General features: G+C 50.0%; 28 protein-coding genes. 23 read left to right on the top strand and 5 right to left on the bottom strand.

Annotation, left to right across the window (positions count from 1 at the left end; translation table 11 throughout):
• Positions 1 to 64 precede the first annotated feature (64 nt).
• The 20 genes from rplE (at position 65) to K9N21_20835 (ending at position 13,371) form a co-directional block, all read left to right on the top strand.
• Positions 65 to 604 (top strand): 50S ribosomal protein L5, encoded by a 540-nt coding sequence (gene rplE / locus K9N21_20930; protein ID MCF8146379.1) that lies wholly within the window; start codon positions 65 to 67, stop codon positions 602 to 604.
• A 31-nt stretch (positions 605 to 635) separates the two neighbouring features.
• A complete protein-coding gene (locus tag K9N21_20925; GenBank protein ID MCF8146378.1) occupies positions 636 to 821 on the top strand; it encodes a type Z 30S ribosomal protein S14 in 186 nt (61 codons plus the stop codon).
• 64 nt (positions 822 to 885) lie between these two features.
• Entirely contained in the window at positions 886 to 1,284 is a 399-nt protein-coding gene (gene rpsH, locus K9N21_20920) for a 30S ribosomal protein S8 (protein MCF8146377.1), read from the top strand.
• A gap of 45 nt (positions 1,285 to 1,329) precedes the next feature.
• Positions 1,330 to 1,866 carry a 50S ribosomal protein L6 gene (rplF, locus tag K9N21_20915; protein ID MCF8146376.1) on the top strand — a complete coding sequence of 179 codons (537 nt, stop codon included), beginning with the start codon at positions 1,330 to 1,332 and terminating at the stop codon, positions 1,864 to 1,866.
• A 33-nt stretch (positions 1,867 to 1,899) separates the two neighbouring features.
• The gene (gene rplR / locus K9N21_20910; GenBank protein MCF8146375.1) at positions 1,900 to 2,268 is read left to right on the top strand and encodes a 50S ribosomal protein L18; all 369 of its coding nucleotides are present in this window, start codon (positions 1,900 to 1,902) and stop codon (positions 2,266 to 2,268) included.
• Between the two features lie 123 nt (positions 2,269 to 2,391).
• The gene (gene rpsE / locus K9N21_20905; GenBank protein MCF8146374.1) at positions 2,392 to 2,889 is read left to right on the top strand and encodes a 30S ribosomal protein S5; all 498 of its coding nucleotides are present in this window, start codon (positions 2,392 to 2,394) and stop codon (positions 2,887 to 2,889) included.
• 87 nt (positions 2,890 to 2,976) lie between these two features.
• Entirely contained in the window at positions 2,977 to 3,153 is a 177-nt protein-coding gene (rpmD, locus tag K9N21_20900; GenBank protein ID MCF8146373.1) for a 50S ribosomal protein L30, read from the top strand.
• Positions 3,154 to 3,168: 15 nt separating this feature from the next.
• Entirely contained in the window at positions 3,169 to 3,609 is a 441-nt protein-coding gene (gene rplO, locus K9N21_20895; GenBank protein MCF8146372.1) for a 50S ribosomal protein L15, read from the top strand.
• A gap of 75 nt (positions 3,610 to 3,684) precedes the next feature.
• Positions 3,685 to 4,998 (top strand): preprotein translocase subunit SecY, encoded by a 1,314-nt coding sequence (secY, locus tag K9N21_20890; protein ID MCF8146371.1) that lies wholly within the window; start codon positions 3,685 to 3,687, stop codon positions 4,996 to 4,998.
• Between the two features lie 49 nt (positions 4,999 to 5,047).
• Positions 5,048 to 5,272, top strand: coding sequence for a translation initiation factor IF-1 (infA, locus tag K9N21_20885; GenBank protein MCF8146370.1), 225 nt, complete (start codon positions 5,048 to 5,050; stop codon positions 5,270 to 5,272).
• A gap of 81 nt (positions 5,273 to 5,353) precedes the next feature.
• Complete coding sequence (gene rpmJ, locus K9N21_20880) at positions 5,354 to 5,467, top strand: 50S ribosomal protein L36 (GenBank protein ID MCF8146369.1); 114 nt, start codon at positions 5,354 to 5,356, stop codon at positions 5,465 to 5,467.
• A gap of 79 nt (positions 5,468 to 5,546) precedes the next feature.
• Positions 5,547 to 5,918, top strand: coding sequence for a 30S ribosomal protein S13 (gene rpsM / locus K9N21_20875; protein ID MCF8146368.1), 372 nt, complete (start codon positions 5,547 to 5,549; stop codon positions 5,916 to 5,918).
• Positions 5,919 to 5,935: 17 nt separating this feature from the next.
• A complete protein-coding gene (rpsK, locus tag K9N21_20870) occupies positions 5,936 to 6,331 on the top strand; it encodes a 30S ribosomal protein S11 (GenBank protein ID MCF8146367.1) in 396 nt (131 codons plus the stop codon).
• Positions 6,332 to 6,406: 75 nt separating this feature from the next.
• A complete protein-coding gene (gene rpsD / locus K9N21_20865) occupies positions 6,407 to 7,036 on the top strand; it encodes a 30S ribosomal protein S4 (GenBank protein ID MCF8146366.1) in 630 nt (209 codons plus the stop codon).
• An 80-nt stretch (positions 7,037 to 7,116) separates the two neighbouring features.
• Entirely contained in the window at positions 7,117 to 8,328 is a 1,212-nt protein-coding gene (locus K9N21_20860) for a DNA-directed RNA polymerase subunit alpha (protein MCF8146365.1), read from the top strand.
• Positions 8,325 to 8,717, top strand: coding sequence for a 50S ribosomal protein L17 (gene rplQ / locus K9N21_20855; GenBank protein ID MCF8146364.1), 393 nt, complete (start codon positions 8,325 to 8,327; stop codon positions 8,715 to 8,717). Before K9N21_20860 ends, rplQ begins: the two co-directional genes overlap by 4 nt.
• 265 nt (positions 8,718 to 8,982) lie before the next feature.
• Positions 8,983 to 9,900, top strand: a complete 918-nt coding sequence (locus K9N21_20850) for an aspartate carbamoyltransferase catalytic subunit (protein ID MCF8146363.1) — start codon at positions 8,983 to 8,985, stop codon at positions 9,898 to 9,900.
• Entirely contained in the window at positions 9,875 to 11,161 is a 1,287-nt protein-coding gene (locus K9N21_20845) for a dihydroorotase (protein MCF8146362.1), read from the top strand. The genes K9N21_20850 and K9N21_20845 overlap by 26 nt, the downstream gene beginning before the upstream one ends.
• On the top strand, positions 11,142 to 12,536 hold the full coding sequence (locus K9N21_20840; GenBank protein MCF8146361.1) for a sigma-54 dependent transcriptional regulator: 1,395 nt from the start codon (positions 11,142 to 11,144) through the stop codon (positions 12,534 to 12,536). Before K9N21_20845 ends, K9N21_20840 begins: the two co-directional genes overlap by 20 nt.
• A gap of 463 nt (positions 12,537 to 12,999) precedes the next feature.
• Positions 13,000 to 13,371, top strand: coding sequence for a prepilin-type N-terminal cleavage/methylation domain-containing protein (locus K9N21_20835; GenBank protein ID MCF8146360.1), 372 nt, complete (start codon positions 13,000 to 13,002; stop codon positions 13,369 to 13,371).
• A 96-nt stretch (positions 13,372 to 13,467) separates the two neighbouring features.
• On the opposite strand, the gene K9N21_20830 is transcribed toward K9N21_20835, so the two are convergent.
• Positions 13,468 to 15,210 carry a glycosyltransferase family 39 protein gene (locus K9N21_20830; protein ID MCF8146359.1) on the bottom strand — a complete coding sequence of 581 codons (1,743 nt, stop codon included), beginning with the start codon at positions 15,208 to 15,210 and terminating at the stop codon, positions 13,468 to 13,470.
• A 138-nt stretch (positions 15,211 to 15,348) separates the two neighbouring features.
• On the bottom strand, positions 15,349 to 17,472 hold the full coding sequence (locus tag K9N21_20825; protein ID MCF8146358.1) for a tetratricopeptide repeat protein: 2,124 nt from the start codon (positions 17,470 to 17,472) through the stop codon (positions 15,349 to 15,351).
• A gap of 233 nt (positions 17,473 to 17,705) precedes the next feature.
• Between K9N21_20825 and K9N21_20820 the strand changes: the two genes are divergently transcribed.
• The gene (locus tag K9N21_20820; GenBank protein MCF8146357.1) at positions 17,706 to 19,505 is read left to right on the top strand and encodes a tetratricopeptide repeat protein; all 1,800 of its coding nucleotides are present in this window, start codon (positions 17,706 to 17,708) and stop codon (positions 19,503 to 19,505) included.
• A 205-nt stretch (positions 19,506 to 19,710) separates the two neighbouring features.
• Here K9N21_20820 and K9N21_20815 read toward each other — a convergent pair whose 3' ends face one another.
• Positions 19,711 to 21,648: a glycosyltransferase family 39 protein gene (locus K9N21_20815; protein MCF8146356.1), complete on the bottom strand. Its 1,938-nt coding sequence runs from the start codon at positions 21,646 to 21,648 to the stop codon at positions 19,711 to 19,713.
• Positions 21,649 to 21,906: 258 nt separating this feature from the next.
• Here K9N21_20815 and K9N21_20810 point away from each other — a divergent pair, with 258 nt between their 5' ends.
• Both K9N21_20810 and K9N21_20805 read left to right on the top strand, forming a co-directional pair.
• The gene (locus tag K9N21_20810) at positions 21,907 to 22,791 is read left to right on the top strand and encodes a glycosyltransferase family 2 protein (protein ID MCF8146355.1); all 885 of its coding nucleotides are present in this window, start codon (positions 21,907 to 21,909) and stop codon (positions 22,789 to 22,791) included.
• Between the two features lie 336 nt (positions 22,792 to 23,127).
• The gene (locus K9N21_20805) at positions 23,128 to 23,355 is read left to right on the top strand and encodes a tetratricopeptide repeat protein (GenBank protein MCF8146354.1); all 228 of its coding nucleotides are present in this window, start codon (positions 23,128 to 23,130) and stop codon (positions 23,353 to 23,355) included.
• Between the two features lie 119 nt (positions 23,356 to 23,474).
• Here K9N21_20805 and K9N21_20800 read toward each other — a convergent pair whose 3' ends face one another.
• Together K9N21_20800 and K9N21_20795 are read right to left on the bottom strand one after the other, a co-directional pair.
• Positions 23,475 to 23,783 (bottom strand): nucleotidyltransferase domain-containing protein, encoded by a 309-nt coding sequence (locus tag K9N21_20800; protein ID MCF8146353.1) that lies wholly within the window; start codon positions 23,781 to 23,783, stop codon positions 23,475 to 23,477.
• On the bottom strand, positions 23,750 to 24,148 hold the full coding sequence (locus K9N21_20795) for a HEPN domain-containing protein (protein ID MCF8146352.1): 399 nt from the start codon (positions 24,146 to 24,148) through the stop codon (positions 23,750 to 23,752). Before K9N21_20795 ends, K9N21_20800 begins: the two co-directional genes overlap by 34 nt.
• Positions 24,149 to 24,752: the final 604 nt, after the last annotated feature.

Below are 24,752 nucleotides of genomic sequence, written 5' to 3'. Positions count from 1 at the left end.
TTTGATTGAAAGCATGTGATTTCAGCCTTATATCGGCATATCACCTGACGGGGAGGAACCATCGTTGTCTCGATTGAAGGAAAAATATGATTCTGAGGTCGTGCCCGCTATGAAAAGGGAATTCGGCTACGGAAGCATCATGGCTGTTCCGCGGATCAAGAAGGTCGTTTTAAATATGGGACTTGGGGAAGCCATACAAAACATCAAGGTCCTTGACTCTGCGGTCGAAGAACTCACCATGATTGCAGGACAGAGGGCAGTCGTGACCAAGGCCCGGAAATCGATCGCCGGTTTCAAGTTGCGGGAGGGCATGCCGATCGGGTGCATGGTGACCCTGCGGCGTCAGAAGATGTTCGATTTTCTGGATAAACTCTTCAATGCCGGATTGGCGCGGGTAAGAGATTTCAGGGGTCTTTCAGATAAGGTGTTTGATGGTCGGGGGAATTGCAGCATAGGGATCAAGGAGTTTATCGTCTTTACGGAAATAGACTACGATAAGGTAGACAAGATGAAGGGTCTCAATGTGTCTATTGTCACAACAGCCAGAACCGATGCGGAAGGTCTTTTCCTATTAAAACAGTTGGGGATGCCTTTCCGAAATTGAGGGGTGGCAACAGGTAAAGAGGGAGGTTGTCTTGGCAAAGAAGTCGCTCGTTGTTAAGGCCCAGAGGAAGCAGAAATTCAGCGCTCGTCAGTATAACAGGTGTCCGATTTGCGGGCGAAGCCGGGCCTATTTGAGAAAATTCGGAATCTGCCGTATTTGCTTTAGAAATATGGCTTCCAGGGGCGAAATCCCGGGGGTGGTGAAATCGAGCTGGTAAACGCAGCGTCGGACGCCCGGCAGGTTTTCCGAATACACAACAGTTGGGGGGCAGTGCAGATAAAATGACTATGACGGATCCAGTTGCCGATATGTTGACCAGGATAAGGAATGCCCTGAGGGCTTCCCATGAAGTGGTCAATATTCCGAGTTCAAAGTTGAAGATCAATGTCGCCAAAGTATTGAAATCCGAAGGCTACATCAAGAACTTCAGAATTATTTCCGATGGCCAGCACCGATATATAAGGATTTTTCTGAAATATGATAAAGAAGGGGTGCCGGTCATTGAAGGGATCAAGAGGGTGAGTAAGCCCGGTTGCCGCGTCTATGTGGGTCGCGACCGTCTTGACAAGGTGTTGAACGGGTATGGCATCAGTATCGTTTCTACGCCAAAGGGGTTAATGACAGATAATGAGGCGAGAAAGACGGGCGTCGGAGGAGAGATCCTCTGTGCTGTCTGGTAAGCGACTCAATGCCGCCTGAGGTGGGAATAATAGGGGAGGGTTTACATGTCACGCATAGGCAAACAGCCTATTTCAATACCGCCGAATGTCGATGTAACCATTGATGGGGATGGTGTCAGGGTAAAAGGTCCTAAAGGTGAGTTGAGACGGTCTGTTCATTCCAAAATATCCGTTGAGCGGGATGGAGACGTGCTTCTGGTGGTTGCAAAGGATGAATCAAGGGAGGCCAGGTCTCTTCATGGGCTCTTCGGAGCGCTTGTCAGCAATATGGTAACGGGCGTCACCAAAGGATTCCAAAGGGGACTCGAGATCGTCGGGGTTGGATACAGAGGGGAAATTCAGGGGAGAACGGCTGTTTTCAGCCTCGGCTATTCTCATCCGATCCACTTCGATCTCCCTGAGGGAATAGAGGCCAGCATAGAAAAAAACAAAATCCTCTTGAGCGGTATCGATAAAGAACTCTTGGGGGTGACCGCCGCCAAGATCCGCGGACTCCGGGCGCCGGAGCCCTACAAGGGCAAAGGGATCAAATATGCTGACGAGATCATCCGGCGAAAAGTGGGCAAGGCGGGATCAAAATAGACATCAGCAGAAAGAGATGAAGAGGTTTCCGGAATGGGTGCTGTTAGCAGGTCCGAAAAAAGACTGAGAAGGAAAAGCAGGGTGCGGAAGAAGATCAAAGGCAGCTCTGAAACGGCACGGATGTGCGTGTTCAGGAGTTCAAAGCACATTTATGTCCAGATCATAGACGATTCCGTTGGGAAGACGTTGGCGGAGGTATCCTCTATATCAAAAAACCTTCGATCCAAGATCGGTAAGGATGGAACCAATAAGAAGGGATCGGAAATCGTCGGTTCCGCGATCGGTGAATTGGCTTTATCCAAAGGGATCAAACGGGTTGTTTTTGACCGGAACGGGTTTTTGTACCATGGCCGTGTGAAGGCGGTTGCTGAAGCTGCGCGCAAGAGCGGACTGGAGTTCTGATCATACAGGGTACCTCCGATCTCGCTTTCACCATTTCAAAAAAGATATTGGCCCCAACACTGAATGGCGAGAGATGATCTCTCAGATTAAACTTGTAAGAATCGATTGACAGGGAGATGACCATTGTTTGCAGGAGAAGATGAAGCGCAGTTGATTGAGAAGGTCGTCCACATCAACCGGGTGGCAAAGGTTGTTAAGGGCGGTCGACGGTTCAGTTTCAGTGCCATTGTTGTCGTGGGAGACGGCAAGGGGATGGTCGGAAGTGGTCTGGGCAAGGCGAATCAGGTGCCTGAAGCCATCCGAAAAGGTATTGAAAAGGCCAAGCGGGACATGAAAAACGTATGCCTGACCGAGAAATCCATTCCGTACGAGGTCATCGGCAATTGTGGGGCAGGCCGAGTACTGTTGAAGCCTGCAGGAAAGGGTACCGGGCTGATTGCCGGGGGGGCGGTTCGTGCGGTTTTGGAGGCGGCGGGCATTCAGAATATCCTTACAAAATGTCTGGGTTCCCATAACCCCCACAATGTGGTCAAGGCTACCATCAGGGGCCTGCGTCTGCTGCGGAGTCCCGAAAAAATCATGCTCCGCAGGGGAAAAATGGTTGAAGAAGCAGCCGGCTAGCCCAACTATCCGGGTAGGCGTCGGCAAGGGGCCGCCTGGGGCTTAAGACGCACCCGACGCGACCGGGGTCAGAGGTGAGAATTGGAAATGACGGAGACAATTAAGGTAACGCTTGTCAAAAGTGGAATCGGCAAAAGCAAGAAGATTCGTCAGACCCTGACAGGATTGGGTTTGACCAAACTGCACAAGTCGGTGGAACTGAAAAATACGCCAGCTATCCGTGGCATGATTGAGAAGGTCTCATTCCTTGTCAAGCTTGGTTGAGATACGGGGAAAAGAATGAAGATTCATGAGCTTTCACCCGCTGAGGGGTCTAGAAAGAAGAGAAAGAGAGTTGGAAGGGGTCCAGGATCGGGTCACGGAAAGACCGCCTGCAGGGGGCAAAAGGGACAGAATTCTCGATCCGGAGGCGGTGTGCGGCCCGGTTTTGAGGGGGGGCAGATGCCGCTTCAGAGACGCCTTCCCAAGCGAGGCTTTACCAATCTGTTTAAAAGGGAATACAACATCATCAATGTTGATGACCTGAACCGATTTGAGGCGGATTCGCTCCTGGACGCCGCCGCCTTCCGTGAGGCCGGGCTTGTCAAGAAAATGAAAAACGGGATCAAACTATTGGGAAACGGTGAACTTGGCCGGCCGGTTGTTGTCAGGATCCACAAGGCGAGCAAGGCGGCAACGGAAAAAGTTGAGGCGGCAGGCGGCAGGGTGGAGATCATTTAGGATCGAACCGCCATGATGGATTTATTTACCGAGAATCAGAATTTCCAACAGCGACGGGTGAGATGAGATAGTCTTATGATCGGTGGATTTCAGAATATTGCCAAGATACCTGAGCTGAAGAAGAAGATCCTTTTCACGCTGCTCATGCTTGCGGTCTACCGGGTAGGATGTCACATCCCGACTCCCGGGATTGACGGGGCGGCCCTGGCGGCATTTTTCAGCGCCAGGCAGGGAACCCTTTTCGGACTGTTTGACATGTTCTCCGGCGGTGCATTGAGCCAGATGTCCGTGATGGCCTTGGGCATCATGCCTTATATCAGCGCGTCCATCATATTGGAACTCATGACGGTTGTGGTGCCCTACCTGGAGAAACTGAAAAAAGAGGGCGAACAGGGGCGGAAGAAAATCACGCAGTATACCCGATATGGTACGGTTATATTGAGCATTATTCAGGGATTCGGCATCGCAGTGGGTCTGGAGAATATGACCAGCCCCGGGGGCGCCATGATCGTGCCTGTGGGGGGGTGGGGATTCCGGCTACTCACGGTCATTACATTGACAGCCGGCACCTCCTTTCTCATGTGGTTGGGAGAGCAAATAACGGAGAGGGGGATCGGAAACGGGATCTCCCTGATCATTTTTTCCGGTATTGTTGCCGGGTTTCCGGTGGGCGTTGCCAACACGTTCAGACTGATGAGCACTGGAGAACTGACACCTTTTTTCATGATCCTGATAGTTGCGTTCATGATTGCTGTGATCGGCGCCATTGTTTTTGTGGAGAGAGGCCAGAGAAGGATTCCGGTCCAATATGCCAAGCGGGTGGTGGGCCGCAAAATGTATGGGGGTCAGAGCACCCATCTTCCGCTGAAGGTCAATACCGCAGGCGTGATCCCGCCCATTTTCGCCTCTTCCATCATCATGTTTCCGGCGACCATCGCTAATTTTCTGAGCGTGGATGAATATCCATGGCTTCAATATGTCGTCAATGCCCTGTCGCCGGGACATGTTATCTACATGCTGATTTACGTGACTTTTATATTCTTCTTCTGCTATTTCTATACGGCCGTTCATTTCAATCCGGTGGACGTTGCCGACAATATGAAACGGTCCGGCGGATTCATTCCCGGGATAAGACCCGGCAAGAACACGGCCGAATATATTGACAGGGTATTGACAAGACTCACCTTTTCAGGGGCAATTTATGTGTCCGCGGTCTGTGTTCTGCCCACCATTCTGATCTATCGATTGAATGTGCCATTTTATTTCGGTGGAACCGCCCTCCTGATCGTGGTGGGGGTGGCAATGGACACCACCAACCAGATCGAGTCCCACTTGCTCACCCGGCATTACGAAAGTTTCATGAAAAAGGGGTTTGGAAAGGCGAGATAGGTATTTCGGCGTATTTGTCTGAGATGGGCGGGTTATCGGGGAAGGTCATATGCCCAAGGAAGAAGCTATTGAGGTGGAAGGGATTGTGATTGAGACGCTGCCCAATGCCATGTTCAGGGTCGAACTCAAGAACGGACACCGGGTCCTGTCTCATATCTCCGGTAGAATTCGGAAGAATTTCATCAAGATTCTACCCGGGGACATGGTGGTGGTGGAATTGTCCCCATACGATTTGACCAGAGGAAGGATTGTGTATCGGGGGAGCAGACAGTGATGCAACATCCCCGGGTGTCGATAACCTTGTCGAGCCTTTTGCCAAGGTGCAAAAGGGCTGAAATGTAAGGATGTGAGTGTCATGAAAGTGAGGGCATCAATCAAGAAGATGTGCAAACGGTGCAAGATCATTCGACGCAATGGAATCACCCGTGTGATTTGCGACAATCCTCGTCATAAACAGAGACAGGGATGATGTGGGCTGCCAAAACGGCAGAACCCGATCGTTTATTGATGAGCGGGCTTTAGACTATTAAGAAAAGAGGAGTTGAAAATTGGCAAGGATCGCGGGTGTCGACTTACCAAGGGGAAAAAGGATCGAGATTGCGCTTACCTATATTTACGGCATTGGAAGATCCAAGGCGCAGATGATACTCTCCGAGGCGGGTATAGACTTCGGAGTTAAATCAGATGATCTCACCCCCGACCAGATCACCGGTATCAGGAAGGTCATTGACGAAAAATGTAAGGTTGAAGGTGATCTCAGACGGGAAATATCCATGAATATCAAGCGGCTGATGGATTTGGGCGCATATCGTGGATTGAGACACAGGAGGGGACTGCCTGTCAGGGGACAGCGGACCAGTACCAATGCGAGGACCAGAAAAGGGCCGCGCAGGGCCGTTATGGGAAAGAGAAAAAAATAGAGACTTGAGGAAACAGCATGGCAAAAACGGCAAAGAAGAGAACCAAATCCAAAAAGGAAAAGAAGAACGTCCCCTCCGGGATTGTCCATATCCAATCTACCTTTAACAATACGATTGTGACGATCACGGACCTTGAGGGAAATGTCATCGCCCAGTCAAGTGCGGGAAGGGGCGGCATCAAGGGATCTCGAAAAAGTACCCCTTTTGCGGCGCAGATCGCCGGACGGGACGCCCTCAGACAGGCAATGGACCATGGAATGAGGGTGGCGGAGGTCAGGGTCAAAGGGCCCGGCGTCGGCAGAGAGGCTGCCTTGCGGTCACTTCAGGTAGAAGGCTTTACCGTGACCGTTATCAGGGATGTGACCCCGATTCCGCATAACGGCTGCCGTCCCCCGAAAAGGCGAAGGGTATGACCATGGGGATGGGTTCTGCAGCGGATAACCAACTATACCAACCAATCATGAATAACCAGGGCAGGAGGGGGTGTTTTGGCCAGATATAGAGATTCTTCATGCAAATTGTGTCGACGAGAGAATCTGAAGCTCTATTTGAAGGGCGACCGGTGCTATGGCGACAAGTGCGCCTTTGAGAGACGTGCGTATGCGCCGGGTCAGCATGGCCAGAGACGCGGCGGAAAGGTCTCGGATTACAGGGTGCAGCTCAGGGAGAAGCAGAAAGTCAAGAGAATTTACGGCCTGCTGGAAAAGCAGTTCAGAGGCTATTATTACAGCGCCGACAAGCGCAAAGGGGTTACCGGCACTACCCTTTTGTTATTGCTTGAGTCTCGGTTGGATAATATTGTTTACCGGATGGGGTTCGCCGCCTCCCGTAAACAGGCGAGACAGTTGGTCAGACACAATCACTTTATCGTGAACGAAAAGAAGGTCAATATACCCTCTTACCTGGTGAAACCGGGAGATCAAATCGGGGTGAAAGAGAAGAGCAAGCAGGTGCCCCAGGTCATTGAGGCAATGGAGACTGTGGTCAGGAGAGGCATTCCGGACTGGATAGAAGTTGATAAGGAGAAGTTCAAGGGAACGCTGAAAGCCCTTCCCAATCGAGAAGATCTCACGATGCCCATTCAGGAACAGCTCATTGTAGAATTGTACTCAAAATAGGGGATGGGAGTCTGATTGTTGATGATGCTCTTTTGAAAATTTCCATTATAAATCGTCAATAGAAGCATGGGGAGGCCTTCTTGGTAGATCTAAAAAGTAGAAACTGGCGCGAGTTGATAAAGCCGAAACGGATCGAAATCGATTCGGAGAGCTACACCAATTCCTATGGTAAATTTGTGTGCGAACCGCTCGAGAGGGGGTTTGGAATCACCATCGGGAATTCGTTGAGGCGCGTTTTGCTATCGTCCCTCCAAGGTGCGGCCATTGTATCCGTCAAGTTTGATGAGGTGCTTCATGAATTTTCAACTATTCCGGGGGTTTTGGAGGATGTAACGGATATCATTCTGAACCTGAAGTCGATACGGCTCAGGATGTTCGATTCCGAAGAAGCCGTCATCCATCTGCACCGAGAGGGAGAGGGCGAGGTGACTGCCGGTGATATCGAGACGGACGGTTTTGCGGAAATCCTTAACCCAGACCAACACATCGCGACCCTGAACAAAGAAGGGAAGATTCACATGGAGATGGTGGTCAGGACCGGGAAAGGCTACGTGCCGGCGGAACGAAACAAGACACCGGACATGGAGATCGGCGTTATACCGGTGGACGCCATCTTTTCTTCCATTCAAAAGGTTAATTATGTGGTGACCAACGCCCGGGTCGGCCAAATTACGGATTATGATAAACTGACCCTGGAAGTCTGGACAGATGGAAGCGTGCTCCCCGAAGATGCGGTGGCCTATGCCGCCAAGATTCTCAAAGAGCAGATGAATCCGTTCATCAATTTCGAGGAAGAGTCTGAGCCGGTGGAAGAGGAAGAGGACATAGAAAGAGAAAAATTGAATGGAAATCTCTTCCGGCCTGTTTCGGATCTGGAGTTATCCGTACGCTCCGCCAATTGTCTGCAAAATGCCAAAATTTCTCTGATCGGTGAATTGGTTCAGAAGACAGATGCCGAGATGCTCAAGACCAAGAACTTCGGAAGGAAGTCTCTTAATGAGATTAAGGCCATTCTCGAAGAGATGGGGCTGGGCTTAGGCATGAAGATACCCCATTTCCCTTCCACTCCGATTCTCGGTAATGAGGAAGAAGAGGGCGAGGAAGGGGTGGACGTCTCTGAAAGAGAAGAGGACACGGAAGACGAGGAGTCCGCAGAAGAAGCCGGTGAAATTGAAGATGAAGCTGGTGAAGTTGAAGAAGAAGAGGTAAAGAAGAAGAAAAAGAAGAAAAAAGAGAAGGCCCTCACGAATGACAAGGAAGGCGAGAAAAAGGGAAAGGGAAAAGATAAATGAGGCACAGGAAGGCAGGAAAACAGTTAAGTCGGAATACGAGTCATCGGAGGGCGATGCTCAGGAATATGGTGACCTCCCTGTTCGAACATGAACAGATCGAAACCACTGATGCGAAGGCCAAGGTGATTCGCCCTGTGGCCGAAAAGATGATTACCCTTGCCAAACGGGGAGATCTTCACGCCCGGCGCCAGGCCCTTGCCTATATGGAGGATAAATCAGTCGTTCATAAGCTGTTCGATAAGGCCAAGGATCGGTTTCTTGACCGACAGGGGGGCTACCTGAGGATTGTAAAGAAAGGGGTTCGAAAAGGGGACGGAGCGCCTGTTTCCATTGTTCAACTTCTTCCAGTGGATGAAAATGCGGCATCTCTTAAAGGGAAAGGCAGGTGATTGATCCCAAAGGACCTACAGAAGGCGGGCCTGCCGCCTGTTTGCGGGGTTGCAATTGTGTCGTGTGTACTGTATAGTATCTTCATATAGTTCAGGAGTGCACGAAAACCCAACTCAATCTCCTGGAAAACCTCAGCATATCCAATGATTAAATAATGATTGCATGGTGGCGCAATAATAAAGACCCTCTTGCCTGATTAAAGGCAAGGGGGTTTTTTTTAGGAGTGGTGTTGTGACGAAATTTGAGCATAAAGATCTGTTGGGGATGGGGCCGCTGTCTGTTCAAGAAATCAATCTGATCCTGGACACGGCCGAATCGATGAAGGCCATTTCTGCGAGGGATATCAAGAAGGTCCCCACACTCAGGGGGAAGAGCATTGTCAACTTCTTCTATGAACCGAGCACCCGGACGCGCACCTCATTCGATGTGGCCGCGAAGCGGTTGAGCGCCGATACATTGAGCCTGTCGGCTTCCACAAGCAGCATGGTGAAAGGGGAGACCCTCCTGGACACGGCACGAAACCTTCAGGCGATGAGACCCGATGTGATCGTTTTGAGGCACCCGTCGAGCGGTGCGCCCCATATGCTGGCAAAAGAAGTGGAGGCCGGCATCATTAATGCCGGAGACGGAATTAACGAACATCCGACACAGGCCCTGCTGGATCTCTATACCATCAGGGAAAAGATGGGCCGCATCAACGGATTGAAGACGGTCATTATCGGGGATATCTCCCACAGCCGCGTAGCGCGATCCAACATTATCGGACTGATCAAAATGGGGGCTGAGGTGACGGTGTCCGGACCGCCGACAATGATTCCGGTGGGTATCGAGGGGTTGGGGGTCCGGGTAGTCCCTGACCCGGTTAAGGCGGTTCGAAAAAAAGATGTGGTGATGTTGCTGCGCATCCAGCTGGAGAGGCAAAGCAAGGTCCTGTTCCCGAGCATCCGGGAGTACGCCTCTTATTTCGGACTCAGCAGAAAGATATTCCAGAGCGCCAACGAGGGGGCCATTGTCATGCATCCAGGTCCTTTAAACAGGGGCGTGGAAATATCCTCTGAGGTGGCGGATGGTCCCTACTCCGTTATTCTTGATCAGGTGGCGAACGGGGTTGCCGTGAGAATGGCCGTATTGTATCTTTTGATTGGAGGAGCCAAGGGTGATAACGTGGATCAGGGGCGGTGATCTGGTCGATCCCGTCAACGAGACAGTGGAACAGTTGGATGTGGTTGTTGAAAAGGGAAAGATTTCCAAGATGCTTCCCCCGGGTGTTTTTCAGGGGAATGGATCCGGGATCAAGCGGGTTGAGGCGTCCGGCAAGATGGTCATCCCGGGCCTGGTGGATATGCATGTCCATTTGAGAGAGCCGGGACACGAGTATAAGGAGACCATCGCGTCCGGGGCAAGGGCCGCAGCCGCAGGCGGGTATACGGCCATCGCCTGCATGCCCAACACTGTGCCGCCCAATGACTGCCGGGCCGTTACCGAGTTTATTTTGGAGCAGGCGGAAAGGGCGAGATCCGTGAGGGTCTATCCGATAGCCGCCATATCAAAGGGGCAGGACGGGGAGACGCTCACCGATTTCGGCGAGCTGAGAGAGGCTGGGGCGGTGGGTCTTTCTGACGATGGATTTCCCGTGGTCAACAGCGAGTTAATGAGAAGGGCCCTTGAATATGCCTCGTTTTATGGGCTGCGCGTCATCTCCCATTGTGAAGACAGGAGCCTGTCAGGGGACGGGGTCATGCATGAGGGCGGCATATCGACCCGGATCGGTCTCGCCGGTATCCCTGACGCCAGTGAAGACATCATGGTTTACAGGGAGATCGCCCTGGCCAGGCTGACCGGGCGGCATGTCCATATCGCGCATGTCAGCACCGCGGCATCCGTCGATCTGATCCGGAGGGCAAAGGAAGACGGCATCCGGGTGACCGCGGAAACCGCACCCCACTATTTCACCTTGGACCACCGGAGGGTCATCGGATACGATACCCTCGCCAAGGTGAACCCTCCCCTCAGGACCCCGGAAGATGTCGAGGCCATAAAGACCGGTCTGAGGGAGGGCGTTATCGACGCCATCGCCACGGACCATGCACCCCACAGTTCCCTGGAGAAGGATCTGGAGTTTGACAGGGCCGCCTTTGGAATGATCGGGCTCCAGACGGCCCTTCCCCTCACGCTCCAGTTGGTGCGGGACGGGGTGCTCGGCCTGGCCCAGGCCATCGGGAAGCTTTCGTGGGCCGGAGCGACGGCCCTCGGGATTCCGGGGGGCCGTCTCATGGAAGGGGGAAGTGCCGACCTGGCGATTATCGATCTGAATTATGAATATCCGTTGGAAACGGACCGGATTCTTTCCAAGAGCAAGAATTCCCCTTTTATAGGACAGGTGTTGAAAGGGATCACCGAATTGACCATGGTGGGAGGAAAGATTGTCTGGGAGAAGGCATAAGATACTGGTGGTCGATGACCAGGAAAGCATGCGGGAATTCTTAGAGATCATGCTGACCAAGGAAAATTACCAGGTGCTTGCGGCGGAAGACGGCGAACATGCCTGCAGGATCCTGGACAAGGAGAACTTCGACCTGGTGATCACCGATATTCGAATGCGGAATATCAACGGAATAGGGGTACTGAAAAAGGTCAAGGATCGGAGCCCGGATACCATTGTGATTCTAATTTCCGCTTTTGCCACTCCTGAGACCGCGGTGGAGGCGATGAAAGAAGGGGCCTACGACTATATTCCAAAACCGTTCAAGGTGAATGATCTAAAGCGGGTGGTCAAAGAGGCCTTAAGATCGAGGGTTGGCCAAGGACAGGAGGACCAGGGATCCACAAGCCGTTTTCATTTTGATTTTCTGATCGGGGAAAGCCCGCAGATGAAAAGGGTGTATGACCTGATACAGCGGGTTTCACGGACAAAGACCAATGTCCTTGTCACGGGAGAAAGCGGGACCGGAAAGGAGCTGGTGGCCAAGGCGATACACCACCTGAGCGAGCGACGGGATAAGCCGTTTGTAGTCATCAATTGTGCCGGGATCCCTGAAACCCTGATAGAGAGCGAACTCTTCGGCTACCGGAAAGGGGCCTTTACCGGCGCGGTTGGCGATAAGGAAGGCCTCTTTGACGTGGCGGACGGGGGTACGGTGTTTCTGGATGAGGTGGGCGAGCTGTCGCCGGTGATCCAGGTCAAGCTTTTGAGGGTGATCCAGGAGCGGACGTTTACCGCGGTCGGCGGCGTTGACGTGAAGCGGGTGGATGTGCGGTTTATTTCTGCTACCAATAAGGATCTTGAACAGGAGGTTATCCATAACAATTTCAGGGAAGATCTCTATTTCAGGCTGAATGTGATCCCCATCGCCATACCCCCCCTGAGGGAGAGGGAGGGGGATCTCAGCTTGCTGGCCCAGCACTTTCTCGAGAAATTTTCAGATGAAATGGGGAAGGACATCCGAAAAATATCCACATATGCCATGGATATCCTCAGCCACTACCCGTTCCCGGGAAATGTCAGGGAACTGGAGAATATCGTGGAAAGAAGCGTGGCCCTGGAGACCTCTAATATTGTCCTGCCCGAGAGCCTTACCCTTTCCACCCTTAAAAGGGGCGTTGAGCAAAAGGGGCGGCGAAAAGGCGATCTGGGGCCTGAAGGGATTCGGCTGGATGAGGTGATGGCGGAGATTGAACAGGGGTATCTGCGTCAGGCCCTGGAGATGGCCCATGGATCGAAACAGCGGGCCGCGGAACTTTTGGATATCACCCTCCGGTCGTTCCGATATCGCCTGGAAAAGCAGGGGATCGCGGAAGCGGAGGACGCGGCCCCTTGACTTTCAGCTTCGGGTTTCCCACACTTTCAGCTTTCAGCTTTGAGCTTCCATCTCTCCTCATCCCTGTCCCTACTATGCCAAAAATTGTCACGATCCTTACAAATCGCGACACATGCCGCCCGATCCAGACCATAAACAAGACCCCGTAAAAAGAGCATAAATTCGGCATTAAATGGAACTATTTGATATTGCAGTATTATTTATGAGAAAGATGTGCGGATCGATTGAGTGGCACGGCAATTGTATATAAGAAGACAAACGCAAATCATATTGCCCTTGTGGATATGAAGATGCCATGTGATGCATGAGATGATCGGCTGATGGGAGGCGTCTGATATCCGGCAATTGAATAACCAAAATAGCATGCAACTGAAAAATGGAAGGAGGTGTGTATAGATCAGGGAAGCGTTTCCATTGATAAGTTTTCAAGTTTCATTAAATTTAACCACAAAGGAGAAAGAAGATGCTTACAAAATTACTGAAGAAAAAAGATCAAAAAGGTTTCACCCTTATCGAGTTGATGATCGTCATCGCCATTATCGGCATTTTGGCGGCCATTGCCATCCCCCAGTTTAATTCCTACAGGAAGAGGGCGTATAATGCTTCCGCCAATACGGACATTAAAAACGCCTATACCGCGGCCCAGGCATATTTCGTAGACAACCCGACAGGGACGGTGACTACGACTATTCTCTTAAGCTACGGCTTGAATACGTCGGAGGGCGTTACTGTGACAACAACTGACGGGACTGTGGGCGGCCTTGCATTAACTGCAACTCACTCCAGCGGAGATATAACCTATTCTATAGATTCAAATGGAAATATAACCAAGTAGCTTGATCGATTCCATGAGAGCGGAACAGGGGGTATTTACGCGCCTGTTCCGCTTTTTGTTTTAGAACCAGGAATCGGATTCGGATAACATCTCATATCAATTTAGATTTTCAAGGGCTTTTTGTATCTTGCTGTCATTGGGGGCATAGGTCAAGGCTCTGTTCAAGTATTTCTCTGCCGCGGCTTCTTTGCCCTGAAGGAGATAGAGAAAGCCTGCATTCTTATAACCGTCGGGAATTTCGGGTCTCAAGGAAATGGCTTTTTTAAAATCCCATTCGGCTTTCTCGAACTGTCCCAACATGGCATAGCTTTTCCCCCGTAGGTTGAAAGCCGGATAAAAATTCGGGACAATCGATATGCTTCTGTTGAGGGCCTCAATGGCCTCCCGGTATTTTCCGGTCCTAAAGGCTTCTCTGCCATCCACTTGGTAGCAGACTTTTGTTGCCTCCTGCCATCGGTCGTGCGCAAAGATGTCCTCTTTAAAAAACAGATGGGTTGAAAGATACACGGTGCCGAGTAACAGAAGGGATATGCCGGCCTGTTTAAATTGACGCATTACCACCATGTGCTGCAAACGATGGATCGCATACCCTGCAAAGAGACAAAAATAGGGAACCACGGGTATGCGGTATCTGGCATTGACGAGAAAGAGCGTGCATGACAGCAGGTAAAGGCCCATTGTCTCGTAAACCAGCAACAACCCCCAAAATTTTTTGATGGAAAGCCCGATTCCAAGAAAGCCCAGAGAGATGATCATCCCATACCTGAAAAAGGGATATTCCAGGGATCTCTTATACTCCTTGTAGGCGGAGGCGATATAATGAACTTCGTAGTCTAAGAAGAAATGAACGGCCTTTTTGAAGACCCGTTCCAGGTACAGAAGCGGGTCGTCCCGAATATCCTTGAGTGTTGTTTTCACCCAGAAGCTGGATGACTCCGAGGGGGCCAGCGGCTTGCCGGTCAGCCTGGAAGCGGCGTTTCGAAACAGAACGTGGGCATAATCCGGTTCTCCTCCGGCATTGTCGAAACGGCTGTCATCAGAAAGGTCGGCCCCTACAATAGCGGTGGCTGTCTTGCTGTTGCCGTGAAAAAAAACCTTACCCGCATCGGCGGTTACCAAAATAAAGTCATCTAATTTGAGGTAGTTCCTGACCGTTACAGGGGCAATGACCACAAGGGCCGCCAGGAGAAACAGGAGGCTGTGGAAACCGCGTTGACTTAAGCCGATGTGTGTGTTTTTGCACAAAAGGATCCAGACAATACCGACAGGCAGAAACAGCAGGAAATTGGGTTTGGTAATGACCCCCATTCCGGTAAAAATTCCTGCCGTGAGGATGACCCGGATCCTCCTGCTGGGGGACTGTGAATCAATATTGAAGAGGATCAGAAAATAAACCGATAGGAGATTAAAAAATAATACGAAGACACTGGGCTCGAGTGTGGTTTCAAATACGATCAGGTTTCCGTAGGCAGCAAAGATCAGGGCGCCTATGAAGGCCGCCCTCCTCTCAAACAGCCTGGTGCCGATGACGAATACCAGAAGAGCGTTTGCGGCGCCGATGATTATCTGAAAGCATTTAATAAACTGCCAGCTTACGTCGAACAATTTGTTCAAAACGGCCAGAAAATAGAGATAAAAGGGGCTCAGGTCCACCAGCCTCTCTCCGATGTCCATGCCGCCGGCAACCTTTTCTGCAAAGAAAGGGTATTTGAAAAAAAGAATCGGTTCATCGATCCGGATGAGGAAAAATACGCGGATGAAGATGGCAAATAAGAAGAGGACGGCATGCAGGCTGTAATCTTTTTTGGCCCCCTCTGTTCGAGTAAATAGGTTTTTCAAATGCACCTGGGCTCCTCTACTGAATCGTGGATCGATCCTTCTATTCTATTTCAGCGGCAGACATGTGGACGCAGGGATGCTTGCCAACAGGTCTGATGCTGTTTGAACCGTATTCGTGCTATGGAAATTATTCGTGGTCTAAGGCAGTCGAAGACAATCTTCAGCCATGGCTGCATACTCCCGGGATCTCTCCTGACATGCCCCTGCCAGAAAACGGAGAAGATGCTGCTGATGCGAGTGATCTGCTCTTTGCGGATCAGACCGGAATCTCATGCCGTCAATAAATCTCTTGAGGTTCAGGGGGCTTTCAGCAAAGACTGCAAAGAATCGATTCATGACTTCCTGCTTCTTTGTTTCCATTCCCCTGTCTCCATAAAGTGCTGCAAGCTCCAACAGGGTGAATGGGTCGTCGGGGGTGATCTCTAGGGAGGTCTTAAATAGGATAAAGGCCTTTGCCGGCTGGTTATCCAACATATAGGCAAGTCCCAGTCGCCTCATGATAACGGGGTCTTGAGGGGCGCTTTGGAGGGCCAGTTTGAGGTGATTCACGGCCTTGGCGGTCTGTCCGGTCTGAAGAAAGAGATGACCCAGATTCGTCAGTGCCGATGGAAGATGTTTTCTGCTTTTCAATGCCTTGTGAAATTCCTCGGCCGCCTCGTCATAAAGGCCCCTTTTTAGAAACACCTGCCCTTTTCTGATGTGGGTGGGCGCGAAAGAGGGCTGGTATTTCTGTGCCTGCTCATAGTAAAAGAGGGCCTTGTCATCGTTTCCCAATGTCTGGTATACGGATCCGAGATTATAATAGGTCCAGTTCTTGCCTGCCAAATTGTTGATATCCTTTTTGGAAAGCGAGATCTGGAATTCCATTATGGCTGCTTCATACTGTTCATTTTTCAGATAAAAGCGGCCCAGATTGTGGTGGGGCCGTGCAAGGTCAGGGTATTTTTCCACACAGTCAAAAGAGAGGATTCCGTCATTTTTCCAGACCACATTCCGGGCGTAGGTGCTGTGACCCCAGCCGACGAGGACGAGGATTACAAATATGACCAGGATTGTCCGGAGCCCCCGCTTCCTGGAAAAGAACGCTATTCCACCTGATAACAGAATGGAAATCGGAACAAAGAAGAGCATGGAGGGAAGATAGTTTCTGTGTTCAAAGATAAGCTCAAGGGGCAGAATGGACCCTTCAATCAGGTGGTTCAGGAAAAAAAAGATAATGCAGAAAGAGATCAATGGCCGTTTTTTTGCCTGTGACAGCGCTGCAGCGATAATCGCCAGGATAACCAGAATGGCTATCAGGGTTGAGGGTGGGGTCAGCAGACCCGTGGAAACGATAATATCATGTTCCAGGCACAAGCGGTTGGGCATGGGGTGAAAGAGAAGGGATATGTAAAACAGGATCACGCGGGGCTCTGTTAGAAGCCTTTCACCCAAAGTGAATCCTCTGTTTTGGTACCTGGAGATGAGGTCTTGAAGATCGAGTATGGCAGGGCCTTTGAGGAGTATCCCTAAAAAGAGACAGGCGGCTCCCATGATTAAAAAAAGAAAAAAGGAGCGCTTCACACTTGGTTTTGAAATTCCCTGGATGAGAAAAAGGTCGAAGAGAAGAATGCTGAACGGAAGTGTTATTGCGTTTTCTTTGGACCCCATTGCCAGTATGCCGCAAATAATGAATAAGAAATAAAGGGTATTCCGTGAAAATCCCGGTGTTGACGTCCTCCCTTTCAGATAAAAATACATGGCCATCATGTAGAAGAGTCCGGCCATCGACGTCATGCGTTGAACCACATAGGTGACCGCCTGGGTCTGAACCGGGTTGATTGCCCAGAGCACAGCGGAAAGAAGGGCGATGAAGTAGCTGTTTTTTCCATATTTATTATTTAATATCGTAAGATTGAGGGCGTGATGGGTAAAGAGAAACACAAAAAAAGCACTCAGAAAATGAACGGCCATATTGACCATATGATAGCCATGGACATCCATTCCCCCAAAATAGTAGTTGAGCGCAAAACTGAGGCCTGCCACCGGCCTGTAAAGCCCACCGGTCCTGTTCCAGTCCGCGAAAAATGTCTGTGTGATGTTTGGAACACTTAATTCGGTCAGGTGGAGGGGTGTGTTGTTGAGGATGTTATTTTCGTCGTCAAAGTGCCATGAGGCATCAAAGGTGTTGGAGTAGATGATCAGCGTCAGGATGAGGAGTGAAATGAACGCAAAGAGGTTTCTTCTGCATCCTGACACGGCGGTTTCGGCGAGGATAGTCATTGGGCTTATTTCTCTGCGGAAAAGTCAGTTGATTTTTTGTGAACCCGCAAGACACTCCCGGCATTTTTAATCGATATCGGTTTCGCGGTCAAGTGCGATGATCCTGAAACGTTTTTGGTGGGAAACAATTGACTGAATATGGAGTTCAACGACAGAAGGTTTGCAGAACGGCGAAAACCAGGCGGCGACCATATTTGTGAGGCAAGGGGGTGACAGCGCGGGTGAGGAAATTTTTGCCGTATTGGCCATATCTCCTTTTGACGGTTCTGGTGATTCTCGTCTACCTGCCAACTTTTTCAGGCGATTTTTTGCTGGATGATCGGCCGCTGATACAAAACAATCCCTATATACGGACATTTCACTCCCCGATCAGTTATCTCGCCCAGGAAGACGGCAACACCGATGAGTTCGATAGAAGCCCTGAGCACACCGGCTATTACAGGCCTCTAATCAATCTGACGTATTCCATCGACTATAAACTCTGGGGATTGACGGCCCCGGGGTTCAGGACGACAAATCTGATTTTTCACCTCATCTCCTGTATCATCCTTTTTCATTTTCTTCAATTCCTGGTCAAGGACCGGTACGCCGCGTGGGGGGCGACTCTGATTTTTGCCATGCATCCGGCGCATACAGAGACCATTTCCTGGATCGCGTCAAGAAACAACATTCTGGTGACGCTGTTTTCAATAGCTTCCCTCTTTTTCTATGCCAGGAGCCGGGAAAGACGCAGCAATTTGATGTGGGCGGCATCTATCTTGATGTTCGTGCTGGCCATCCTGTCCAAGGAGATGGGTCTCATGGTCTTCCCCCTCCTTTTCCTCTCTCAAAGATTCTTATCCCACAAGACGAAAAATTACCATGAAGAGGTGCTGAGCTACCTACCGTTTGTGATCATGATCATCGCCTATTTTCTGATTAGGAGGGAGGTGATCGGCGCCTTCACCACGCCGGTACAAATAGATGGCCTCTGGGAGAGAATCTGCTTTGCCCCTTATCTGATATTGTTGAATTTGAAATTGATCTTCCTGCCTTATGGCCTCCACAGCTTTTTGATCGGCTATCCTTCGTCCTGTCTGAGCTGGCAGGCCATAGCAGGATTCTGCTACATCGGCTTCGCAGGGATCATAATCTGGGGAGTAAGAAAGAACAGGCTGTTGATATTTTCAGTCCTCTCATTTCATGTGGCACTTTTCCCCACGCTTAACATCATTCCCTTTTCAGCGGTCACGTTGGTCTCCATGAGGTGGCTCTATTTTTCCATGGCTTTCTTAATGATTGGGGTGGCCCAGGGGTTAAGGGATTTCTTCAAGGCAAACAGCGTCATAAAACGGGTTATTATGTGCGCTGTATTAGCTTATTTAGGGGCGTATTCTTTTATTCTAAACAACAGCTTGTGGAAAAACGAAGCCAGCTTCTTCAGACAGGAAGTGGTGAATTTCGGAAATGCCTACTATGCAGCGGGATTAGCTGAAAACCTCCTGGGCCAGAAAAATTATAAAGATGCAGAAGGGTTTTTTCAATTGGCCATCCAGAAATATCCACTTGATGCAAAAAACTACCTCAACTACTCGGCCCTTCTAATAGATACCGGTCGACCTGAAGCAGCCGTAGCATATCTGGAAGAGGCTGAAGATTTTGACATGTCCCGTTACAGGCGAGGGCAATGGCAGAACAATATGGGGGTCGCCCATTTTCAGCTGAAAAAGTATGGCGAGGCCCTCAGGTATTTCAAAAACGCTGTGACATATTATCCGGACAACGCCGACTACCACACCAACCTGGGCGGTGCATATGCGGCGGTTGGGAATTATGTAAAGGCTGTTTCGGTGTTGGAAAGAGGTTTGGAAACCGCACCCGATTCGGTCGCTCTTCGGAAAAATCTAGCTTTAATACACATTCGGATGAACAGGTACAAAGATGCCATATCCGTTCTGGAAGGGATTCCTAGAAAAGAATGGAAAAAGCATGATATTGAGAAATTATATGAAGAGGCAGAGACAGGTATTCGAAAAAGAGAAGGTTATCGTTGATCTATCAACATGTCTTTTCGCAGACGGGAGCAATCAGGAATTCCGGTCTTATTTTTTTCGGCCTCTACGGAAAAAACGAACATAATTTCTGCGATCCCTGTGGCTTCTCGGCAAGAAAAAGCCGCGTCTCCTACGAGGAGCCATCTTGAGTTATGTGCTTCAATATGTGCCCGGATCTCGCTGCAGAGTCCGAGCCTCATGCATCTCAGGATGCGGGGATCTCTGCGGGCTCGGCGAACCGGTACAGGAAATAGCGGTCTTTTTCGGAATTGACAAGCCTTAGATACCTATTTTGAAATTCCCGGAAAAGGGTTTTGTTCTCCTCGGACAAGGTTGCTGTTTTTCCCATCACGTAGTTGATATCATAGAGAATATGCGTAAACCCCTTCTTCTTGAGAGCAAGGCGAACATCCTCAGGCGTCTTTGAAAGATTTAATATGGTTTCCACGGTATACGATTCGAACATGGAATCGGAATAAAAGGGCCGCTCGTACAGATATCCAAGATTTTTCATGTAAATCAAAAGGATATATGAATTTTCCGGGAGTTGGGTGTTCACATGCCGGAGCATTTCGTAGGAGGGGATCAGCCTGTCTAAAAAGGCATGCTTATCCTCGTGGCCAGCAAGAACCTTGATAGGGTTTATCTTTTTGAAGTCATGGAGGATATGATATCCGTTGATTGCGAGCCCCGAGGCGATGAATATGGAAAGGAGGGCAAATATCCTTTTATTATTCAGATAATGGGAAAATGTATGGCCGGCAAGCAGTGCAAGAAAGGGAAAAAGAGGGAGCAGATACCGTATCTGTTGGGCCGAAGAAGCCCAGAAGAGAAATGCCATCAGGCAATAGACCCAAACGATTTTCATCTCAATTGCGATTCTGCGCACACCGATGGCAAACGGAAGCACAAGGATGAACAGCGGGCCGATCAGTCCGTCGAAGATCGGACTTTCCATCCGGGCATGAAAGCTGAGGTTCCATGGAAGAAGAAGATAGTCGATCAGTTCGCGACCCATGCCCAGGTGCTTAATAAAAAAGTCATAATACTGGGCCTGATCCGCGCTCCATCCTCTGCCCCCGAAGAATGGATAGAAGAGCGGGTAGAGGGGATTGCCGGTCATGATCCAGTTTTTCAGGTAGAAAGGCGCACCCGCCATGAAGGTGAATAGGATATATAGGGAAAACAGCCGGATGGCCCTTCTGGTCGATATCCTGTATCGTCTCAAGCCCCACAGAATTCCAATACCCCCTGAAAGCGGGAGATAGAGCCCCCCGAACTTGATAGACATGGCAATGCCGGAAAACACGCCGCACAGAATAATCCACAGCGTCTCTCTTGTGCTGAACCAATTCAGAAATGCATATACCGCCACAAAAGTGTAAAAGGCCAGGCCAAGATCACAGTAGGCGGTATGAGCATTCTGGAACACCGAGGGGATGGCAAAAAATATAAGGAGTGAAAGTGGTGCGAATCGATTGTCAGGCAAATATCGCTTGCCGAATTTCCACATGCTGAAGAGGATCAGGAGGACCATGGCAAAATGAATTCCCTTGGCCGCCACCTCCCCCCTGAGAAAGAGGGCCCAGGTATAGAGCATTTCAATAAACAGGGGATAATTGGAAAAGATATTCCCAGGGATGAAATAAATTCCATGATGCTCCAAAAACATCTTTGGAACGGCCAGGTGATAGGCCAGGGCGTCCTTTTCCACCTCCGGCGTCAGGACCAGGAACATGCAGGCCGTTAAGAATATGGCGAGCATGACCAGGGAAAAGCGGTTTATAATCAGAGCTGTCCGACTGTTTATGGGGGGTGTATCATGCCATATGCGTCTTGTTGAAAGAGGTGGTTGAATGGGGTATCTCTTATCAATGTACCACCCTGCGCAGGACAGGATGGAACAAAGGGCGGTGAATGCATAAATAACCTCAGAATACAGCATCTGGCAGACGGCGAGGATGAAAATACTGTATCCGACGATGGCGAATCCCACGCCGGTTGAAAATATGATGGATTCGCCTGAATCGCCGATTCGTCCACGCGCTCTTGAGAGCGCCAACTTACCCACACCGGTGGAAATCAGGCAGATAGCGACGACCCAGGCGATATTTCCCATATGATGAATCAACATAACAGACATCTTTGCAGCTATCCTTTCCGGAAAGACATATCTTCGAGATTCATTCCGGTATACGTAAACATGGATCTCCGGGAAAGGCCTCTTTTAATGAAAAATTCCGAGAGTCGTCGCATTATAAACCCTAGCTCAAAATAATGTCTCAATCTCCGGCAATTGAGTGCGGGTCAGATAGTGCAATTGCAGTGATTGACTGATTTGCATCTACATACTACAATACCAGTCCGTTGTGGTCCATCGGACTATCTGATTGGAGATTCTATGGAAAAAATAGAGGAATCTGATGTTTCGGTGATTATCCCGGCCTATAATGAAGCGCCGAGCATCGGCAGGGTGGTGGCCGAGATCCTGGCGCTTCACCCCGGTATTGAGATCATTGTCATTGACGATGGGTCAACGGATAGGACCGGAGACGTGGCCGGAGAGGCGGGGGCCGTCGTTTACCGGCATCCTTACAATATCGGAAATGGGGCCGCCATTAAGAGCGGCATCCGGATTGCCTCCGGCAATGTTCTCGTTTTTATGGATGGGGATGGACAACATGACACCGCGGACCTGAATGAATTAATCCGGTATTTTCCTGAATTCGATATGGTAGTGGGCGCAAGGTCCTCGGAGGATCAGACCTCGACAATCAGGTCCATAGGCAACCGGATTTATAACGGCCTTGCCTCCTATGTGACCAATTTTCCGATCCAGGACTTAACCTCCGGGTTCAGGGCCATTAAGGCGGATCTGGCGCAGCACCTCCTCTATCTGCTGCCCAACACCTATTCCTATCCCACGACCTTGACCCTGGGGATCCTCAGGTCGGGACGAAGCATCAAATATGTGAGGATCGCTGTCAAGAAACGACAAATCGGAAAGAGCGGCATCCGGATTATCAAGGATGGAATTCGATTCTTCATGATCATTATCCGGATATGCACTTTTTATTCGCCTTTGAAGATTTTTCTCCCCATCAGTATGGTGATTTTTCTGATAGGCCTGGGGTATTACGGATACACGTTCTTTACTGCCGGTCGCTTTACCAACATGAGCGCCCTGCTCCTGACGACCTCCGTTCTAATATTCATGCTGGGGCTGGTTTCCGAACAGATCAGCCAGTTGCGATTTGAAAAGAGCGAAGGGGATCGGTTCGTTTGAATGTTAGTTTGGTCTCACACAAAGCCGCGAAGCCGCCAATGGATTTTGGGGACGACCGTAAATATTCAAATAACTTGACAGCGGGTGTGTTCCGAGCCGTATGAAATCGCATGCCCAGAATAGCCCGATTAGATACGCCCGGCCTCTTGAATCATGTCATGATCAGAGGAATAGAACGTCGGAAGATATTCAACGATGATAAGGATCGTGAAAACTTCGTTGAAAGGCTGTCTGTGAGCTGCGCAGTTCAGAGACGAGAGAAGATGGCAAAGGCAATGGATTACCACCTGGCGCCTTCAGATATTTGAATATTAACGGTCGTCCCTCATACTCCTCATGATCGCCGCTGCTCAGGATCTGCCGGAAAAGGCCATTGAGCACAACCTGAGGGCGCTTCAACTGGAGTCGGGGAACGTGGACGTTTGGCACAACATGGGCCTGACCTATCTTGAGACCGGCAGGCCTAAAGAGGCGATCCGCTGCTTTGAAAAGGTTTTGTCCTTTGAAGAGCGGGCCGATACGAGACGCTTTTTGGAGCAGGCGTATGACAAGGTGACGGACTGAAGCTCAAAACTGAAAGGGAGTCCAGAGGACGGAGGTCGGGGGTCAGGGGACAGGAGTCTGGGGTCGTAGGGCGGTGGTCAGATATCAGAGGTTAGAAGGCCGTCGGTCGAAGGCCTTTTTTATGGTATCTCGACACCCGTGGAGAGGATTTCTCCGGCCAAGGGATGGGAACCATCAAAATCGGCTGTCCGGAAAACATGGGGTTCGATTCTCGCGTCAAATTGTCTTCGCATTTTCATTAGCTCTACCTGAAGGTCAAAAGAATCAACTACCTTATCGAAAACGAAGGCAATGTCAATATCGCTGTCTGCGCTGGCTGAGCCTTTTGCATACGACCCAAAGACATACGCTTTTTTTAGGCCAGAAAATGTCCGCCTTAAAAACCTGACATATTTTAGGACTGCTTCAGGTGGTGTTGCTTGAGCCATGTCCTGAACTCCTTGATGGAACGGATCCATTTTTGGGTAAAATCCTTGGTGCACTTATTGTAAAAATCCAATTTGAAGTCATCATATCGAGCCTGAATATTGAAGGTGGTAACAGTATCCAGAAAATCTTTTTGTCCTTCGTCGAGTTTCAGATCACCTTTTTCAGCCAACCTCAGCAGATCATGAATGAGCGGCGGATTTTTCATCCGTTTTTGTGAACAAACCGCTTTCAATAATTTTTCTATCACCAAATGGCCTATAAAAAGGGACCACGTGTAATGGCCTTTCTGGAAGAGGTCGATCATTACCTGGTAATCCCTGTCAGAACTCATCACCCAATAGGCGCTCATTTCATTGGTTGACATTTTTTTCATGGGCACAGCCTGCCTGCATTTGTAGATGAAATGGTATCAGATTTTGTTTTGTGAATCATCCTTACCGCCCTCCATCCATTTCAGGCACGACCCGTCCTTGCCGAATAGGCCTGGCCGTCCAAGCGAATGCGCCACGTGTTTTTAAGATACCACCTCGGTTAACAAAAATCCATCTGATTTTACAGATACTGGACCAATCCTCTCCATGTGAATGCCTGGCACAACATGGAGCTGACCTAATCTTGAAACCGGCAGGCCTGAGGAGGCCATCCGCTGCTTGAAAAGGCTCTGTCCCTTGAAGACCGGGCCGATACGAGACGCTTTTTGAGGCAGGCGTATGATAGCATAAAAGACGGAAGATGAAAGCTGAAAGCCCAAAGCTGGGATGCTCGAATGCGGGGGATGGGGGGACGGGATGATTGGGATGAATGCTTAACCCTACAACGAATGTTACCGAGATCACCCTATTTTGCATCCTGTCATGCCGGACGTGATCCCCGCAAGTACGGGATCTTCGACCGGTATCCAGGACCCCTTATATAAGCACCGAACCAGAAATGAGCCATCTTGCATCTCCCTCTGGCTGGATTCCGGC

The organism is Deltaproteobacteria bacterium, from assembly GCA_021737785.1.
Taxonomy (GTDB): domain Bacteria; phylum Desulfobacterota; class DSM-4660; order Desulfatiglandales; family Desulfatiglandaceae; genus AUK324.
Note: the sequence above shows the minus strand (reverse complement) of the source record. Positions and strands in the feature narration are given on the sequence as shown.

Bases quoted from the DNA above. Each gene is read 5' to 3' on its own strand.
- infA (MCF8146370.1), top strand. From the start codon at position 5,048: ATGCCCAAGGAAGAAGCTATTGAGGTGGAAGGGATTGTGATTGAGACG.
- secY (MCF8146371.1), top strand. From the start codon at position 3,685: ATGATCGGTGGATTTCAGAATATTGCCAAGATACCTGAGCTGAAGAAG.
- K9N21_20805 (MCF8146354.1), top strand. From the start codon at position 23,128: ATGATCGCCGCTGCTCAGGATCTGCCGGAAAAGGCCATTGAGCACAAC.
- K9N21_20850 (MCF8146363.1), top strand. From the start codon at position 8,983: ATGGGGCCGCTGTCTGTTCAAGAAATCAATCTGATCCTGGACACGGCC.
- rplQ (MCF8146364.1), top strand. From the start codon at position 8,325: ATGAGGCACAGGAAGGCAGGAAAACAGTTAAGTCGGAATACGAGTCAT.
- K9N21_20800 (MCF8146353.1), bottom strand. From the start codon at position 23,783: ATGGCTCAAGCAACACCACCTGAAGCAGTCCTAAAATATGTCAGGTTT.
- rpmJ (MCF8146369.1), top strand. From the start codon at position 5,354: ATGAAAGTGAGGGCATCAATCAAGAAGATGTGCAAACGGTGCAAGATC.
- rpsK (MCF8146367.1), top strand. From the start codon at position 5,936: ATGGCAAAAACGGCAAAGAAGAGAACCAAATCCAAAAAGGAAAAGAAG.
- rplO (MCF8146372.1), top strand. From the start codon at position 3,169: ATGAAGATTCATGAGCTTTCACCCGCTGAGGGGTCTAGAAAGAAGAGA.
- rplF (MCF8146376.1), top strand. From the start codon at position 1,330: ATGTCACGCATAGGCAAACAGCCTATTTCAATACCGCCGAATGTCGAT.
- K9N21_20825 (MCF8146358.1), bottom strand. From the start codon at position 17,472: ATGACTATCCTCGCCGAAACCGCCGTGTCAGGATGCAGAAGAAACCTC.
- rplR (MCF8146375.1), top strand. From the start codon at position 1,900: ATGGGTGCTGTTAGCAGGTCCGAAAAAAGACTGAGAAGGAAAAGCAGG.
- K9N21_20795 (MCF8146352.1), bottom strand. From the start codon at position 24,148: ATGTCAACCAATGAAATGAGCGCCTATTGGGTGATGAGTTCTGACAGG.
- K9N21_20810 (MCF8146355.1), top strand. From the start codon at position 21,907: ATGGAAAAAATAGAGGAATCTGATGTTTCGGTGATTATCCCGGCCTAT.
- K9N21_20815 (MCF8146356.1), bottom strand. From the start codon at position 21,648: ATGTCTGTTATGTTGATTCATCATATGGGAAATATCGCCTGGGTCGTC.
- rpsH (MCF8146377.1), top strand. From the start codon at position 886: ATGACTATGACGGATCCAGTTGCCGATATGTTGACCAGGATAAGGAAT.
- K9N21_20835 (MCF8146360.1), top strand. From the start codon at position 13,000: ATGCTTACAAAATTACTGAAGAAAAAAGATCAAAAAGGTTTCACCCTT.
- rpmD (MCF8146373.1), top strand. From the start codon at position 2,977: ATGACGGAGACAATTAAGGTAACGCTTGTCAAAAGTGGAATCGGCAAA.